This is a genomic window from Pseudonocardia sp. Ae717_Ps2 (genome assembly GCF_001932475.1).
In the GTDB taxonomy this organism is placed as follows: Bacteria; Actinomycetota; Actinomycetes; order Mycobacteriales; family Pseudonocardiaceae; genus Pseudonocardia.
In genome coordinates this window covers 1,485,474-1,501,253 of sequence record NZ_MCIS01000001.1, presented here as the reverse complement: position 1 = coordinate 1,501,253, position 15,780 = coordinate 1,485,474, and the positions used below count along the sequence as shown (strand labels likewise).

Here is a 15,780-nt window from a genome sequence, read left to right as displayed (position 1 = left end):
CCCCGGGCGGGACGGCTCAGGCCGCCGGGACGGCGCGGGCCGCGGCGCCGGGCAGGGCCCCCAGCACGGCCCGGGCGACGGCGTCGTTGTAGCGCAGGCTCTGCGCGTTCATCCCGGGCCGGGTGAACGCCCCCGCGACCTTGACCGTGGTGTGCGGCCCGACCGCGAACCGTCGCTCGTGCACCCCGCCGTCCGCGGTGTGCAGTGCGCCGTCGGCCGGGCGGACCGACAGCAGTCCGGTGTTGCGCAGCGGGGCGCCGTCGTCGTCGTACAGGACCTCTTCGACGGCCTCACCACGGGCGAGCAGCCCGCCCAGCAGCCCGTCCACGGTGCGCGAGACGCTCGGGTCGGGCAGCCGGGCGTCGACCAGCACCCGGGAGGTGACCGGCTCCGCGCCGGCGAGGGTGGTGCTCGTGGCGTGGAACCCGTCGGCGTCGACGTCAACGGTCATCCCCGCCCCGAGGAACCGCAGGTACCCGGCACGGGAGAGCGCGAGCATCTGGCGGACCCGGAACCCCGGCGGGCCGGAGGCGACGGAGTTGAAGAACGACTGCCACCACGGCAGGTCCCGCGCCCGCGAGCGCGGGGAGAGCACCCCGGCCCCGGCGAGGCGGGTGGTCTCGGTGTAGACCGACAGCATCGCGACGAACGCGCCCAGGTGCGGGGTGTGCCGCTCGTCCACGTGCTGGCGCAGGTCCTCGGCGATGCGCTCGCGCACCAGCGGTTGCAGCGTCTCCAGGTCCGGGGCGTGCACGCCGTCGAGCGGCCGGTCCAGCGCGGTGAGGTCGAGGCGGTCGAGCGGGTCGGGCACCAGCTCGGCGATCAGCGCCGTCTCCTCGGGCGAGCCGTGCGCGACGGCCGCGAAGCGCTCGGCGAACTCGTCCCACCCGGCGCGGACACGGTCGGGGTGGCCGACGAACAGCTCGTGGTACCAGCCCCAGCCGATCTCCTTCGCCATCAGCGGCCACACCTGGGTGGCGACGTCGACCGGGCCACCGGAGGCGATCAGGGCGTCGACCACCTCGGGCGTGAGGAACCGCGGCAGCGGCGGACGCCCGCCCCGCAGCTGGTAGTGGGTCTTGGAGTGGTAGATCGCGCCGCGCGGGGACCCGCCGACCAGCACCGGCTCCCGCCCGCACGGCTCGTAGCGCAGCCGGTCCGGGTCGGTGTCGTCCGGGTCCGCCACGAAGCGCCCGCCGCGGCCCTCGAACAACAGCACCACGAGGTCGACGAACGCCAGCCCCAGCCCGCGGGCCAGCACGGTCTCGCCCGGGGCGATGACCGAGAGGTCGGAGTCCGAGGTCTGCTCGGGGGGCAGGTAGAGCAGGCCGAGCTCGGCGGCGCGGGCGGCGAGCGCGATCTCGTCGTCGGTGGGGGTGGCGTCGAGGTGCCCGGAGGCCAGGACGACGGCGTCGCCGCGCAGGACGGTGCCGTCGGCGAGGGTCACGACCTGCCGGCCGTCGGCCTCGTCGAGGGCCTCGGCGGTGCTGCGGTGCACGTGCACGCGCATCCCGGCCGGCGCCCGCTCGACGACCTCGCGCAGCACCGCGGCGAGGTAGTGGCTCTGCAGCCGCCGCGACGGGAACGTCGACGCCGTGACCTGCGCCAGCTCGTCGGCGAGCTCCGGACCGAGCTCGGCAACCGGGTCACCGTGCTCGCGCAGGTCCCGTGCCCAGTCCCAGAACGACGGGCCGGGCGCCACCGGGCCGTCGCAGACGACCGAGTCGTCGGTCCACATCGTGACGTCAGCGGCCATCGAGTTCATCGCGAGCAGCGGGGACTGCGCGTGCCGCCAGATGCGGCCCGCCCCGGCCGGGAACGGGTCGACGAGGTGGACGTCGACGCCGGGGCCCGCGAGGGCGTCGGGCAGCAGCTCGGGGGCACTCGTGACCATCCGCTCGAGCACACCGGCCCCGCGGGGGCCGGCGCCGACGATCACGACGGACGGGGCGTGCGGAGTACGGGACATGGGGGCGCTCCTGGTTCGGCGGGCGGAGGGGGACGACCCCTCACAGCGCCCACCGCAGGCGGCACAGGTCGACGTGCCTGCGCCTCACCAGCCGGAGACCCATGGCGTCCACGGTAGGTCTCCTCCCCGTCCACGGCCACCCGTCACGGACCGTTCCTCGGGGTCAACGTCGTGACGCACCCCTGGGATTCCGGGCGTGGCGGTTCAGGTCGCCGGACCCGCCAGGGTGACCCGCAACGGCCGGTCGGTGCCCGCCGTCGTCTCGACGGCCTCGGCGAGGATCTCCAGGACGGCCGCGTGGGTGCCGGGGTCGGCCGCGGCGAGCGGCCCGTCGGCGACGACGAGCTCGACCGGCCCGGGGGGCAGCCAGGACAGGTCGCCCAGGCAGTCCGCCAGCGCGTCGAGGTTGTGGCCGTAGTACTCGGGGAAGCTCAGCGCCCGGCCGAGGGCGGACAGGACCGCGGTGCGGTCCGCGGCCCCCTCGACGACGGCGACGAGACCGGAGCCACCGGCCCGCCCCCGGGCCGCGTCGACGGCGGGGGCGGTTCCGGCGCTCTCACGGGGAAGGGTGCTCACCTCGAGACGTCTACCACGACGAACGAGGCGTAGTGGTCGGCCGTGTAGTAGTACTCCCCGCCCGATCCGGTGACGATCCGCCGGGCACCGCGGGTGCTCGACCCGGGGGTCGTCACGGTGAACTCCTTGTAGTAGCCCGAGGACTTCGCGGGCAGGATCCCCTCCCGGTTCTGGAAGGTCGTCCCGTCCTGGCTGTACGGGTACGGCCCGCCGGAGCGGATCAGCCGGTAGGTGTCGGTGGCCTGCGACGGCAGCGACGACAGCGCCCGCACCGGCAGCCCGGACTCCTCCTCCCCCGGCACGGCGGCCGGGGCGGCGGGAGCGGCGACGGCGGCCGGCGCGGCCGGGGCGGGTGCGGCGACGGCCGCGGCGGGCAGGGCGAGGCCGAGGACGGCCAGTACGGCGACGAGCGCCCCGACGATCAGGGCACGCAGCCCGGTCCGCGCATCCGGTCGAATGATCATGGTCCGGACGCTAGGTTGCGTCACCCTTTCGGGTACAGGTGTCGCAACGAACCGTCACGGGCTCGTCACCCGCCGTTTCCATGACCGGCGCGACGACCACCCTCCGTTCGCCCGCCGACCGCGCCGACCGGCCCCTGACAGGCGATGATCACGACCGGTCACCGCGCCGGCGCACCCGGTCACCGTGTCCTGCGTCGCACCGGTGTTCTACGCACAGTAAAAGAGCGTTGGAGCGGGTACAACGGAGTTCGAGAGACCAGGAACGACTGCGCATGACACGCCCCGACCCCGACACGTTCAACGGAGAACGTCGCATGACCGCAGAGTTGATTCACCCCCTGCCCGAGGCTCCCCCACCCGTGGAGACCCCGGCACCCCAGGCCGGCCGCTCGACCGTGGACCGGCTGCTGGACTCGATCGACGACCTGGTGCGCCGCCACCGCGCGCTCGCCGCACACGACGGCGCCTCCGCCGCCCTGCACGCCGAGCTGATCGCGGCCGAGCTGGACCAGCAGGTCGCGATCCTCCGGACGATGCCCCGCCAACCCGGCGGCTGACCGGACGGGTCAGAGTTCGGCGGCCGCCGGGATGATCTCCGACCCGAACACCCGCAACGGCTCGATCGCCGCCACGTCCGGCACCATGGTGTGCACGTGCTGCACGCCGAGTGCCGCATAGCCGCGCAGCTCCTCGACCGCCGCCTTCGGATCGGCCGGGTCGAGCCGCGTCATGACCGTCTTCTCGATCTCGTCGTAGTCGCGCCCCACCTCCTCGCAGCGGGTGCGCAGCACGTCCAGCTTGCGCTCCAGCTCGGGGCCGCCGAACAGGTTGCACGCGTCGGCGTACTGCGCGACCAGGCGCAGCGTCTTCCTCTCCCCACCACCGCCGATCAGGATCGGCGGGTGCGGCCTGCGCAGCGGCTGCGGCGTGTTCAGCGTGGCGCCGAGCCGGTAGTGGGTGCCCTCGAAGGGGCCGTCGTCGTCGCTCCACATCTGCCGGGCGATGCGCAGCGTCTCCTCCAGCCGCTCGAACCGCTCCGCCGTCGGCGGGAAGAACAGTCCGAGCCCGGTGGCCTCCTCGTCGTTCCAGGCGGCTCCGATGCCCAGCATCGCGCGGCCCTTCGACAGCACGTCCAGAGTGGTCACGGCCTTCACCAGCAGACCAGGGTCGCGGTAGGTCACCGCGGTCACCCAGGCCAGCAGGTCGACCTTCTCGGTGCGGGCCGCCAGGTAGCCGAGCACGGTGTAGGCCTCGAGCATGTCGGTCTCGACCGGTCCGACCGGCCGGATCTGCCAGAGGTGGTCCATGACGCTCACCCGCGCGAAGCCCTGTTCCTCGGCCGCCGCGGCGATCCGGGACAGGTCGTCGGCCAGCCCGGCCGGGCCGGCCGGGTAGGTGAAGTCCGCGATGTGCAGTCCGATCCTCACAGCTGTCCTCCCATAAACGGAGCAATCTCCGTTTACGAGCGTAGCCCTCTCCCGACGACGGGCGCCACCGCACGCATCGGACCACGGGCGTCGCCGGTTCGGTCGACTCCATCACGTCGCGCACAACCGTTCGGTGCGGTTCACTGGCGTCGTGATCGCGCTCGTGCGGAGGCTGCACATCGACCTCGCCCGGACGGCCGGGGCGCTCTGTCCGTGTCCCTGAACCGCCGCCTCTGATCAGCGGCCCCCGCACACGTATCGCACCCCTGGGAGTTTCACCCATGCCCCTCGTCACCTTCGCCGTCAGCGGTCAGGGCACCGGCGTCGCGCAGACCGTCGCGGTCGACGGCGCCGACTACGTCATCGAGACCGACGCCTACCCCGCCTTCGGCGGCAAGGACGAGCACCCCAGCCCGCTCGCCTACACGCTCGCCTCGCTGTCGTCGTGCAACCAGGTCACCAGCTCGATCGTCGCGAAGGAGCTCGGCATCACGATCGAGCACGTGCGCTTCGACGTCGCCGCCGACTTCAACCCGACGACGATGACCACCGGCACCCACCGCGACGGCGAGACCACCTTCCAGAACCTGCGGATCGACGCCGTCATCACCACCGGCGGCACCGACGAGCAGGTCGCGCAGCTCGCCAGCGAGACCGAGCGCCGCTGCCCGGTGTCGCAGCTGTTCGCCCTGGCCGGGGTGTCGATCACCAGCACCTGGACGAAGGCCTGAGGTCCTAGTCTGCGGGGGTGGCAGACACCGTCGACTCCCCCGCACTCGTCCACCTGGCCGTCGAGGCCGGGATCGCGACCATCACCCTGGACTCGCCGCGCAACCGCAACGCGCTCTCGGCGCAGCTGCGCCGGGAGCTGATCGCGCACCTCGACGCGGCGATCGCCGACGACGCGGTGCGGGTGATCGTGCTGACCCACACCGGCACGGTGTTCTGCGCGGGCATGGACCTGCGGGAGTCGCGGGGCGCGGGCGCCGAGCAGCAGGGTGTCACCGAGGTGCCGCGGATCCTGACCACGCTGTGGGACTCCCCGAAGCCGGTCGTCGCCCGCCTGTCGGGGCCTGCCCGCGCCGGCGGGGTCGGGATCGTGGCGGCGTGCGACATCGCCGTCGCCGCCGAGTCGGTCACCTTCGCCTTCTCCGAGGTCCGGATCGGGGTGGTGCCCGCGGTCATCTCGGTGACCGTCCTGCCCCGGCTGTCCGCCCGCGCCGCGCACGAGCTCTTCCTCACCGGCGAGACCTTCGACGCGCGGCGCGCGGTGGCCGTCGGGCTGATCAACAGCGCCGTCCCGGCCGAGGCCCTCGACGACGAGGTGGCCCGCTACACCGGGATGCTGCGCCTCGGTGCGCCCGGCGCTCTGGCCGGGACGAAGGCGATGCTGCGGCGCGAGCGCCCGGCGGCGATGAGCGACGACTTCGCCGCGATGAACACGCTGTCCGCGTCCTACTTCGCCTCCGAGGAGGGGCAGGAGGGCATCCGGGCCTTCGGGGAGAAGCGGACGCCGTCCTGGGTGCCGCAGGGCTGAGCCCGTTGCCCCCGGCCCTGGCCCGGCCTGCCTGGCCCGGCCTCGCCTCGCCCCGCCCTGGCCCGGCGCGCCTGGCCCCGCCTCGCCCTGACCCGGCCCGGCCCGCCCACGCCCTGGCCTGAGCCGGCCCGGCCCGGCCCGGCGAGTGGCACGTCAGGCACCTCGGACCCCCTCGGACGGGTTCACGACGTACCACTCGGCGCGTGGTCCAGGGCCCGGCCGATCTCCGCGACGATGCGCCCGGGCTCGTCGCGCAGGTCGAACCGGGTGTAGCGGTAGATCCGCCACCCGGCGTCGACGAGGCGGGTCACCCGGGCGGCGTCGCGCAGGACCCGGTCGGGGCCGGTGTGGTCGGCACCCTCGTACTCGATGCCGACGCGGGCCGCGGGGTAGGCGAGGTCGAGCCACACCGCGCGGCGCCGGACGTCGTCGCGCACCGGGTGCTGGGCCTGCGGTCTCGGCAGCCCGGCCCGGACCAGGAGCAACCGCAGCCGGGTCTCGGGTGGCGACGCGGCGCGCCGGTCGGCGAGCCCCAGCACGCCGGGGACCCTGGACACCCCGCGCAGCCCCCGGTAGCGGACCGCGAAGTGCAGCAGCAGGTCCGGGGAGAACCCGTGCCGGAACGCCAGCGCGTCCACCGCGACGACGGCGTCGGTCTCGTCCTCACCACGGGCGAGGTCGAACGCGGTGCGCAAGGGCGTGGTGACCCGGATCCCGTCGCGCCACTCGATCTCACCGGGGTGCAGCCGGTCGCGGCGCACGCGCACCCCGGCCGGGGCCCGGGCCCGGACCGGGAGCAGCACCTCGACCGGCGCCCCGGCCGGCGCGCACGGAGCACCGGACAGCTCCGCCGCGGCCCATCCCGCGATCACCCCGCGACCGCCGGACCAGCGGGACACCGCCCGGCACCGGTCGGCGTGCCCGAGCGGGACGAGGTGTCGGGCGGCCCAGGTGTCGGGCAGCACCCGGACGAACGCCGGCCCCTGCAGCCGTCGCGCCGTCACGAGACCGGCTCGGACAGCGGCCGAGCCGCGGAAGATCAGGGGCCACCCCGGTACGTCCACCGGCGCAGGATCGCCGGGACACCGCGCCGGCGGGGCCGTTCGGCGTCCCTGGTGTGCGATCGCGAACCAGTTCGGTCGCCGGGGTGCGCCGAGTGGCACACCACGGACCCGGGACCGGCCCCGACGGGTTCACCGCGTACCACTCGGCGGGCCCGTTCGGCGCCCCGGCGGGGCCGAGCGCGTGCGGCGGGGCGAGAGGCGCGCGGCAGGCAGGGGTGCTCGGCGGAGCGGGAGGTGGAGCGAAGGGGCGGCAGGGCGGAGCGGTGACGCCGGCCGTCGGAGCGCGGGGTGCCGCCGGGCGCGCCTACTCTGGAAGGCATGCCCTCCCCCGCCGTCACCACCGACCCGGGTGCGGCGCTGGATCTGCTCGCCGGGCGACGCCTGGTCGTCCTCACCGGGGCCGGGCTGTCCACCGACTCCGGCATCCCGGACTACCGCGGCCCGGGCTCGCGCCCGCGCAACCCGATGACCTACTCCGAGTTCGTCTCCGGGAAGCCCGCGCAGCAGCGGTACTGGGCGCGCAGCCACGTCGGCTGGGCCCGAATGCGCCGCGCCGACCCCAACCCGGGTCACCGCGCGCTGGCCGCGCTGGGGGCCGCGGGCGTCGTCGACGGGCTGGTCACGCAGAACGTCGACGGCCTGCACACGGTGGCCGGCAGCCGCGGCGTCGTCGACCTGCACGGGCGCATCGACGAGGTCGTCTGCCTGGACTGCCGGCGGATCACCGCCCGCGACGCGCTGGCGGCCCGGCTCACCGCGCTGAACCCCGGCTTCACCGAGGCGCACAGTGCGCAGGTCGAGACCGCCCCGGACGGCGACGCCGCGGTGGAGATCACCGACGGGTTCCGGATCGCGCCGTGCGCGTCCTGCGGCGGGGTCCTCAAGCCGCATGTCGTGTTCTTCGGGGAGAACGTGCCGAAGGACCGGGTGGCGCGGTGCTACGCGATGGTGGCCACGCTGACCCCCGAGGACGGTGCGCTGCTCGTCGCCGGGTCCTCGCTGACCGTCATGTCGGGGCTGCGGTTCGTCCGGGCCGCCCACCGGGCGGAGGTGCCGGTCGTGATCGTCAACCGCGGGGCGACCCGGGGCGACGAGCTCGCCGACCTGCGCGTCGACGCGGGCTGCTCGGAGGCCCTGACCGCGCTGGCGGCCCAGCCGGTCTGAGTGCTCAGGCCCCGCCGTCGCGGCGCCCGCGGGGCGTGTCGAAGCGCCGGGTGGCGCGGTCGGCCCCGATCGCGACCAGCGCGCACGCGGGCAGGACCACCACCGTCACGAACACGACCTGCACCACGAACGGCAGGCCGGTGAGCCACAGCTCGAACGCGTCCCAGCCGTCGATGATCGTGCGCACACTCCACACGGTAGTCCCCGCGCCCAGGCATTAGGTTCGGGGCCATGTTCGCTGTCTACGCGCAGGAGCCCAACGCCGACGCTCCCCTCGACTCCCTCGTCGTGGGCGAGCGGCCCGACCCCGAGGTCCCCGACGGCTGGGTCTCCGTCACCGTCTCCGCCGCCAGCCTCAACATGCACGACCTGTGGACGCTGCGCGGGGTCGGCATCAAGCCCGACCAGTTCCCGATGATCCTCGGCTGCGACGGCGCCGGGACCCTCGACGACGGCACCGAGGTCGTCCTCTACCCGATCATCGGCGACCCGGACTGGCGCGGCGACGAGACCCTCGACCCGAAGCGCACCCTGCTCACCGAGCGCCACCAGGGCACGATGGCCGAGAAGGTGATCGTCCCGGCGCGCAACGCGGTCCCCGCCCCGACGGGCCTCACCCCCGGCCAGGGCGCCGTGCTCGGCACCGCCTGGCTGACCGCGTACCGGATGCTGTTCACCAAGTCGGGCCTGCAGCCGGGCCAGACCGTGCTCGTCCAGGGTGCCTCCGGCGGCGTCTCGACGGCGCTGATCCAGCTGGGCCGCGCCGCGGGCCTCCAGGTGTGGGTCACCGGCCGCGACGAGGAGAAGCGCGCGCTGGCCGAGCGGCTCGGCGCGCACGCCACCTTCGAGTCCGGCGCGAAGCTGCCGGGCAAGGTCGACGCCGTCATGGAGTCGGTCGGCGAGGCCACCTGGAAGCACTCCATGCGGGCGCTGCGCCCCGGTGGCCGCATCGTCATCTGCGGCTCCACCTCGGGCCCGAACCCGCCCGCGGACCTCCAGCGGCTGTTCTTCCTCCAGCTCGAGGTGGTCGGGTCGACCATGGGGACGCGGCAGGAGCTCGTGGATCTCATGAACTTCGTCGCGACGGCCGGGATCGCGCCGGAGATCGGGACCGAACTGCCGATGGACTCCGCGAAGGAGGCGTTCGAGGCGATGTCCGCGGGGCGGACGGCGGGGAAGATCGTCCTGACCCGCTGATCCGTTACGAGATCCGGGTGTGATGCATTCGTGATGTCGTTGGGTCACGTCAAGCGGTCTACGAAATGCCTGGTCGTCGCCCTGTCGGTCATCGCTGCGTGACGACCGCCCGGCGCTCGGGGGACGTTTGCCCAGGACAGGGTCGGATTTCGCCCGCTCGGCAAGTACAGTGCGTCATCGTGACCGAGCCTTTCAGTCGACGGGCGTCGGGGACTGCCACCATGGCTGCCCCGACGCCTGGAGCCGCGGGTGTCGTCGAGTTCCTGGACCGGGTCGACCACGCCGTGGCCACAGCCCTGTCCACCAACCCGTCCTCGACGGACGTCAGCCGTGACGGCTGGCGCGTCCTGTTGATGCTCGCCCGCGGCACCGGCCGCAGCATGGGCGAGGTCGCGGGACACACGTCGCTGCCCGCCCCCACGGCCACCCGGATCGTGGACCGCCTCGTCGAGAAGAAGCTGGCCTACCGGTCGGCCGACCCGCTCGACCGGCGCCGTGTGCTGGTGCACCTGTCTGCCGAGGGACGGACGGTCGTCGAGTCCGTCTGCCAGCGGGTGCAGCGCATCCTGTCGCCGCGCCGTGCCCCCGCCGCCCGGCCCGCGCCGTGCGACGGGCCGATCCCCGGCCCCCGGGCAGGCCTGGCCATGTAAGCGGCCCCCGCGCTCCCCGCCCCCCACCACGTACACGTCGGGCCCGACTCCCCCGCTGGGAGTCGGGCCCGCTTCGCGTCCGGGGCTACTTCTTGGGCTTCTCGGTGGCCGTACCGCCCCCGGTGGACAGCGCGGCGACGAAGGCCTCCTGCGGGACGTCGACGCGGCCGATCGTCTTCATCCGCTTCTTGCCCTCCTTCTGCTTCTCCAGCAGCTTGCGCTTGCGGGAGATGTCGCCGCCGTAGCACTTGGCGAGGACGTCCTTGCGGATCGCGCGGATCGTCTCGCGGGCGATGATCCGGGCGCCGACGGCGGCCTGGATCGGCACCTCGAACTGCTGGCGCGGGATGAGCTCGCGGAGCTTGGTCGCCATCGAGGTGCCGTAGGAGTACGCCGACTCCTTGTGCACGATCGCGGAGAACGCGTCGACGGCCTCGCCCTGCAGCAGGATGTCGACCTTGACCAGGTCGGCGACCTGCTCGCCGGCCTCCTCGTAGTCGAGGCTGGCGTAGCCGCGGGTGCGCGACTTCAGGTTGTCGAAGAAGTCGAAGATGATCTCACCGAGCGGCATCGTGTAGCGCAGCTCGACGCGGGTCTCGGACAGGTAGTCCATCCCGCCGAGCTGGCCGCGCCGGCTCTGGCACAGCTCCATGATGGTGCCGACGAACTCCGACGGCGCCAGGATGGTGATCTTGGTGATCGGCTCGCGGACCTCGGCGACCTTGCCCACCGGCCAGTCGCTGGGGTTGGTCACCTCGATCTCCTCGCCGTCGTCGGTGGTGACCTGGTAGACGACGTTGGGCGCGGTGGAGATCAGGTCGAGGTCGAACTCGCGCTCGAGGCGCTCGCGGGTGATCTCCAGGTGCAGCAGGCCGAGGAAGCCGCAGCGGAAGCCGAAGCCGAGCGCGGCCGAGGTCTCCGGCTCGTAGGTGAGGGCGGCGTCGTTGAGCTGCAGCTTGTCCAGCGCCTCGCGCAGGTCGGGGTACTGCGACCCGTCGATCGGGTAGAGCCCGGAGTAGACCATCGGCTGCGGCTCGCGGTAGCCGGTCAGCGGGTCGGTGGCCCCGTTGCGCTTGGAGGTGACGGTGTCGCCGACCTTGGACTGGCGGACGTCCTTCACCCCGGTGATGAGGTAGCCGACCTCGCCGACGCCGAGGCCGTCGGACGGTTTGGGCTCCGGGGAGACGATGCCGATCTCGAGCAGCTCGTGCTCGGCGCCGGTGGACATCATCTTGATCTTCTCGCGCGGCGAGAGCTTCCCGTCGACGACGCGGATGTAGGTGATGACGCCGCGGTAGGTGTCGTAGACCGAGTCGAAGATCATCGCCCGGGCGGGCGCGTCGGCGTCGCCGACCGGGGCGGGGACCTGGGCGATGACGGCGTCGAGCACCGCCTCCACACCCTCACCGGTCTTCGCGCTGCACCGCAGCACGTCCTCCGGCTCGCAGCCGGTGATGTGCGCGATCTCCGCGGCGTAGCGCTCCGGGTCCGCGGCAGGCAGGTCGATCTTGTTGAGGACCGGGATGATGTGCAGGTCCTTCTCCATGGCCAGGTACAGGTTGGCCAGGGTCTGCGCCTCGATCCCCTGCGCGGCGTCGACCAGCAGGATCGCGCCCTCGCACGCCTCGAGCGCCCGGGACACCTCGTAGGTGAAGTCGACGTGGCCCGGGGTGTCGATCAGATGCAGCACGTGCTCGGTCTCGACGCCGTCGGCGTTCTTCGCGGTCCACGGCAGCCGGACGTTCTGCGCCTTGATCGTGATGCCGCGCTCGCGCTCGATGTCCATCCGGTCCAGGTACTGGGCCCGGGCGTCACGATCGCTCAGTACCCCCGTGACCTGCAGCATCCGGTCGGCCAGGGTCGACTTCCCGTGGTCGATGTGGGCGATGATGCAGAAGTTCCGGATGCGCTCCGGCGGGGTGAACGTGCGGTCGGCGTACGTCGTCACTCGGCTGTACTCGGCTTTCGCTCATGCGTGGGGCTTCGGGCACTTCGGGTGCTCAGGGCACTCGGGGCTCGGGGCACTGGGACCCATCGTCCCATGTCGGGCCGGGCGGCCGCCGTGGTGGCACCGCAGGTCGTCACACGCTGTTCACGCCGGGCGTCCCCGCGTTGCCCCGACGCGGCCGATCGCGCACGATCGAACGGCCAGGAGCCCAGTCCCCAACCCGGAGGAGTCACCGTGTCGGTCACCCCCGTCCCCCCGCTCGACCGGCTGAGCGCGGCGCGTGTCGTGCTCGCCCGGAAGAAGAAGCTGGGCCTGACCTGGGACAAGATCGCCGAGGCACTGGGCCGCTCGCTGGAGTGGTCCACCTCGGCCCTGCTCGGGCAGCAGACGCTGACCCGCGAGCAGGCCGAGGCCGCAGGCTCCCTGCTGGACCTGGACGACGACGTCGTCGACGCCCTCACCCTCCCGCCGGAGCGCGGCGCGGCCGCGGTGGACCTCACCGACCCGCTGGTCTACCGCCTCTCGGAGATGGTGCAGGTGTACGGCACGACGATCTCCGAGCTGGTCCGCGAGGAGTTCGGCGACGGCATCGTGTCCGCGATCGACTTCGAGCTGGACCTGCAGCGCGTCGCCGACCCGAAGGCCGACCGGGCCGTGATCACGCTGAACGGGAAGTTCCTGCCCTACCGCGTCTGGTGACCCGGAACAGGGGGCGAGGACGCCGCTGGTAACCTTGTGCGTCGAGCGCTCGGCGTGCTCGCCCGAAACGGCCTGGACCCTCTCTCCAGTGATGCTGTTCGGTGCCGCCGGAGCGGACCCGGACGTACACAAGACCAGCCGACCAGCAGGCAGGAAGACCAGAGGCAGACGTGGCCAACATCAAGTCGCAGATCAAGCGTGTCAAGACCAACGAGAAGCGCCGGCAGCGCAACAAGTCGGTGAAGTCGTCGGTCAAGACCGCGATCCGCCACTTCCGCGAGGCCGCCGACTCCGGCGCCGACAACGTCGTGGAGCTGCAGCGCAAGGCGGCCAAGGCCCTCGACAAGGCGGCCGGCAAGGGCGTCATCCACAAGAACCAGGCAGCGAACCGCAAGTCGGCCCTGGCCAAGCGTCTCAACGACGTCCAGGCCTGAGCCACCCCGGTTCCCCACGACGGCGCCGCCCCATCGGGGTGGCGCCGTCGTCGTGTTTCCGGACCTGTCGTGCCCCCGGGCCGGAGCCCGTGCGCGTGCTGCGGGCGCGGGGCTCAGCGCGGGGTGCGGGCGGACACGACCGCCAGCACGGCCCGCTCCAACGCGTACCCCGCGTCCGCGGCGACGCCCTTGACGTCGGCGTTCACCCGGGCGGTCGCCGCGATGGCGACGGCGAGCTGCTCCGGACGCCACTGCCGGACCGTCTGTTGGGCCTTACGGATCTTCCACGGAGGCATGCCCAGCTCACCGGCCAGCCGGTTCGGGTCGCCCCGCCCGGCCGAGCCGACCTTGGCCAGGGTGCGCACCGAGTCCGCGAGCGCGTCGGCGATCAGGACGTGCGGGACACCGAGCACCAGCGCCCACCGCAGCGCCTCCATCGCCGCCCGCCGGTCCCCCGCGACCGCCGCGTCGGCCACCGCGAAGCCGGAGGACTCGGCCCGGCCGCGGTGGTAGCGCCGCACCCCGGCCTCGTCCACGGCGCCGCCGGTGTCCGCGACGAGCTGCCCGGCCGCAGCCGCCAGCTCCCGCAGGTCCGACCCGACCGCCTCGACCAGTACCGCGAGCGCACCGGGAGTGATGGTGCCGCCGTGGCGACGCACCTCGTCGCGCACGAAGTCCGACCGCTCGTCGGCGCGGGTGATGCGGTTGCAGGTGACGGTGTGCGCCCCGGCCTTGCGCATCAGGTCCAGGACCGCCTTGCCCTTCGCCCCCCCGGCGTGCTGGACCACCAGCACGATCCCGTCGGCCGGGTCCTTCACGTAGTCGGCGAGGGCGGCGGTCATGTCCTTGTTCGCATCCTGGCCATGAGTGAGCACGATCACCCTGCCCTCCGCGAAGAGCGAGGGGCTGAGGTGCCCGGCGAGCTCGCCGGGTGCCACCTCGGAGGTGCGGAAGCGGCGCAGCTCGGTCTCCGGATCGCGCTGCCGGGCGCGCCGGACCAGGTCGGACACCGCCCGCTCGGCCAGGAACTCCTCGTCCCCGACGACCAGCTGCAGCGGGCCCGGTTCGCTCGTGCTGCTCACACCCCCATGGTGGCCCACACCCCCGACAACGGGTGAGCCGCGTCCCGGCACGACGACCTCGTCTGGCGGTGCGGTGCCCCGTTCGCGTACCGTCGTCGTCGATTCCGGCGCTCGGCGTCCGGAGCACCACAACCGCATATGGCTCATCCAGAGGGGCAGAGGGAACGGCCCGTTGAAGCCCCGGCAACCGGCGTCGCACGACGATCCGCCCAGACCTGCGCCTTCCGCGCGGCGAGGACGTCGACGAACACGGTGCCAATTCCGGCCCGCCACCTCCGGCGGGACAGATGAGGAGATCTCGTGACTCTCACTGCTGCGCCCGAAACCACCTCTGCCTACGACCTGGGCTCCGCGCGCGCTCTCGCGTGCCGCGAGTGCCGCCACGAGACCCCGCTCGCCGCGGAGTTCGCGTGTCCGCGCTGTTTCGGCCCCCTCGAGGTGGCCTACGACTTCCCGACGGTCACCCGCGCCTCCATCGAGGCCGGCCCGAAGTCGATCTGGCGCTACAAGGACCTGCTGCCGGTCCCCTCGACCGTCGAGCAGCACGCGAACACCGAGCCCGGCCTGACCCGGCTGATCGAGGCCGACAACCTGGCCCGCGCGCTCGGCGTCCGCAAGATCTGGATCAAGGACGACACGGGCAACCCGACGCACTCGTTCAAGGACCGCGTCGTCGCCGTCGCGCTCGCCGCCGCCCGTGAGCTCGGCTTCTCGGTGCTGTGCTGCCCCTCCACGGGCAACCTCGCCAACGCCGTGGCCGCCGCGGCCGCCCGCGCCGGCTGGGACTCGGTCGTGCTGGTCCCGTCCTCCCTGGAGCAGGCGAAGATCGTCACCACCGCGGTCTACGGCGGCACCCTGCTCGCCGTCGACGGCAACTACGACGACGTCAACCGGCTCGCCACCGAGCTGGCCGCCGAGCACGAGGACTGGGCGTTCGTGAACGTCAACGTCCGCCCGTACTACGCCGAGGGCTCGAAGACCCTGGGCTACGAGGTCGCCGAGCAGCTCGGCTGGCGGCTCCCGCAGCAGGTGGTCGTCCCGGTCGCATCCGGCTCCCAGCTCACCAAGATCGACAAGGGGTTCACCGAGCTCGGCACCCTGGGTCTGGTCGAGCCCACCCCGTACACCGTGTTCGGTGCCCAGGCCACCGGCTGCTCGCCGGTCGCGCGGGCCTTCGAGGCCGGTCACGACGTGATCCAGCCGCAGAAGCCGGACACCATCGCGCGCTCGCTGGCGATCGGCAACCCGGCCGACGGTCCGTACGTCCTCGACTCGGTGCGCCGCACCGGCGGCTCGGTCGGGCACGTGTCCGACGAGGAGGTCGTCGCCGGCATCCGGCTCCTGGCCCGCACCGAGGGCGTGTTCGCCGAGACCGCGGGCGGGGTCACCATCGCGACCACCAAGAAGCTGCTCGAGGCCGGGGCGCTCGACCCCGACGCCGAGACCGTCCTGATGATCACCGGTGACGGGCTCAAGACCCTCGACGCCGTCTCCGGCGAGGTCGGCCCGACGGCGACCGTGCCGTCGACGTCCTCCGCGGTCCGCGAGGCGCTGGCGAACCGGGGCTGA

Annotated in this window: 18 protein-coding genes and 1 riboswitch; of the genes, 10 read left to right on the top strand and 8 right to left on the bottom strand. The window is 73.2% G+C overall.

The features are described from left to right. Positions 1 to 16: 16 nt before the first annotated feature. From Ae717Ps2_RS07260 to Ae717Ps2_RS07250, 3 genes are all read right to left on the bottom strand, one after another. Positions 17 to 1,969, bottom strand: a complete 1,953-nt coding sequence (locus Ae717Ps2_RS07260; RefSeq protein WP_075311376.1) for an FAD/NAD(P)-binding protein — start codon at positions 1,967 to 1,969, stop codon at positions 17 to 19. Between the two features lie 204 nt (positions 1,970 to 2,173). Continuing rightward, a complete protein-coding gene (locus tag Ae717Ps2_RS07255) occupies positions 2,174 to 2,545 on the bottom strand; it encodes a barstar family protein (RefSeq protein ID WP_075311374.1) in 372 nt (123 codons plus the stop codon). Beyond that, positions 2,542 to 3,009 carry a ribonuclease domain-containing protein gene (locus tag Ae717Ps2_RS07250; protein ID WP_075311372.1) on the bottom strand — a complete coding sequence of 156 codons (468 nt, stop codon included), beginning with the start codon at positions 3,007 to 3,009 and terminating at the stop codon, positions 2,542 to 2,544. The genes Ae717Ps2_RS07255 and Ae717Ps2_RS07250 overlap by 4 nt, the downstream gene beginning before the upstream one ends. A 314-nt stretch (positions 3,010 to 3,323) precedes the next feature. Between Ae717Ps2_RS07250 and Ae717Ps2_RS35990 the strand changes: the two genes are divergently transcribed. Next, entirely contained in the window at positions 3,324 to 3,566 is a 243-nt protein-coding gene (locus Ae717Ps2_RS35990) for a hypothetical protein (RefSeq protein ID WP_143510327.1), read from the top strand. Between the two features lie 9 nt (positions 3,567 to 3,575). Here Ae717Ps2_RS35990 and Ae717Ps2_RS07240 read toward each other — a convergent pair whose 3' ends face one another. Continuing rightward, positions 3,576 to 4,436: an LLM class F420-dependent oxidoreductase gene (locus Ae717Ps2_RS07240; RefSeq protein WP_020625692.1), complete on the bottom strand. Its 861-nt coding sequence runs from the start codon at positions 4,434 to 4,436 to the stop codon at positions 3,576 to 3,578. Positions 4,437 to 4,569: 133 nt separating this feature from the next. On the opposite strand from Ae717Ps2_RS07240, the gene Ae717Ps2_RS40260 reads away from it, so the two are divergent. The 3 genes from Ae717Ps2_RS40260 to Ae717Ps2_RS07230 are packed head-to-tail and all read left to right on the top strand — an operon-like array spanning position 4,570 to position 5,973. Next, positions 4,570 to 4,659 carry a putative leader peptide gene (locus Ae717Ps2_RS40260; protein ID WP_369804829.1) on the top strand — a complete coding sequence of 30 codons (90 nt, stop codon included), beginning with the start codon at positions 4,570 to 4,572 and terminating at the stop codon, positions 4,657 to 4,659. Positions 4,660 to 4,717: 58 nt separating this feature from the next. After that, positions 4,718 to 5,167 carry an OsmC family protein gene (locus tag Ae717Ps2_RS07235; RefSeq protein ID WP_075333154.1) on the top strand — a complete coding sequence of 150 codons (450 nt, stop codon included), beginning with the start codon at positions 4,718 to 4,720 and terminating at the stop codon, positions 5,165 to 5,167. A 17-nt stretch (positions 5,168 to 5,184) separates the two neighbouring features. Beyond that, complete coding sequence (locus Ae717Ps2_RS07230; RefSeq protein ID WP_075311366.1) at positions 5,185 to 5,973, top strand: enoyl-CoA hydratase-related protein; 789 nt, start codon at positions 5,185 to 5,187, stop codon at positions 5,971 to 5,973. Between the two features lie 182 nt (positions 5,974 to 6,155). On the opposite strand, the gene Ae717Ps2_RS07225 is transcribed toward Ae717Ps2_RS07230, so the two are convergent. Then, on the bottom strand, positions 6,156 to 7,037 hold the full coding sequence (locus tag Ae717Ps2_RS07225; protein ID WP_075311364.1) for a hypothetical protein: 882 nt from the start codon (positions 7,035 to 7,037) through the stop codon (positions 6,156 to 6,158). Positions 7,038 to 7,355: 318 nt separating this feature from the next. Between Ae717Ps2_RS07225 and Ae717Ps2_RS07220 the strand changes: the two genes are divergently transcribed. Continuing rightward, positions 7,356 to 8,201, top strand: a complete 846-nt coding sequence (locus tag Ae717Ps2_RS07220; RefSeq protein ID WP_075311362.1) for an NAD-dependent protein deacetylase — start codon at positions 7,356 to 7,358, stop codon at positions 8,199 to 8,201. Positions 8,202 to 8,205: 4 nt separating this feature from the next. Here the strand turns inward: Ae717Ps2_RS07220 and Ae717Ps2_RS07215 are convergent, their stop codons facing one another. Next, complete coding sequence (locus tag Ae717Ps2_RS07215; protein WP_020626278.1) at positions 8,206 to 8,388, bottom strand: hypothetical protein; 183 nt, start codon at positions 8,386 to 8,388, stop codon at positions 8,206 to 8,208. 44 nt (positions 8,389 to 8,432) lie between these two features. Between Ae717Ps2_RS07215 and Ae717Ps2_RS07210 the strand changes: the two genes are divergently transcribed. Beyond that, entirely contained in the window at positions 8,433 to 9,398 is a 966-nt protein-coding gene (locus Ae717Ps2_RS07210; RefSeq protein ID WP_075311360.1) for a zinc-binding dehydrogenase, read from the top strand. A gap of 221 nt (positions 9,399 to 9,619) precedes the next feature. Continuing rightward, on the top strand, positions 9,620 to 10,048 hold the full coding sequence (locus tag Ae717Ps2_RS07205; RefSeq protein ID WP_020626280.1) for a MarR family winged helix-turn-helix transcriptional regulator: 429 nt from the start codon (positions 9,620 to 9,622) through the stop codon (positions 10,046 to 10,048). A gap of 85 nt (positions 10,049 to 10,133) precedes the next feature. On the opposite strand, the gene lepA is transcribed toward Ae717Ps2_RS07205, so the two are convergent. After that, on the bottom strand, positions 10,134 to 11,996 hold the full coding sequence (gene lepA, locus Ae717Ps2_RS07200; protein WP_075311357.1) for a translation elongation factor 4: 1,863 nt from the start codon (positions 11,994 to 11,996) through the stop codon (positions 10,134 to 10,136). A gap of 234 nt (positions 11,997 to 12,230) precedes the next feature. Here lepA and cynS point away from each other — a divergent pair, with 234 nt between their 5' ends. Further along, positions 12,231 to 12,695, top strand: a complete 465-nt coding sequence (gene cynS / locus Ae717Ps2_RS07195; protein WP_233147477.1) for a cyanase — start codon at positions 12,231 to 12,233, stop codon at positions 12,693 to 12,695. A 170-nt stretch (positions 12,696 to 12,865) separates the two neighbouring features. Further along, positions 12,866 to 13,129: a 30S ribosomal protein S20 gene (gene rpsT / locus Ae717Ps2_RS07190; protein WP_020626283.1), complete on the top strand. Its 264-nt coding sequence runs from the start codon at positions 12,866 to 12,868 to the stop codon at positions 13,127 to 13,129. Positions 13,130 to 13,242: 113 nt separating this feature from the next. Here rpsT and holA read toward each other — a convergent pair whose 3' ends face one another. Next, a complete protein-coding gene (gene holA / locus Ae717Ps2_RS07185; RefSeq protein ID WP_020626284.1) occupies positions 13,243 to 14,211 on the bottom strand; it encodes a DNA polymerase III subunit delta in 969 nt (322 codons plus the stop codon). Positions 14,212 to 14,351: 140 nt separating this feature from the next. Next, a riboswitch (SAM riboswitch) is annotated at positions 14,352 to 14,505 on the top strand. 6 nt (positions 14,506 to 14,511) lie between these two features. On the opposite strand from holA, the gene thrC reads away from it, so the two are divergent. Then, positions 14,512 to 15,780 (top strand): threonine synthase, encoded by a 1,269-nt coding sequence (gene thrC / locus Ae717Ps2_RS07180; RefSeq protein ID WP_043280683.1) that lies wholly within the window; start codon positions 14,512 to 14,514, stop codon positions 15,778 to 15,780.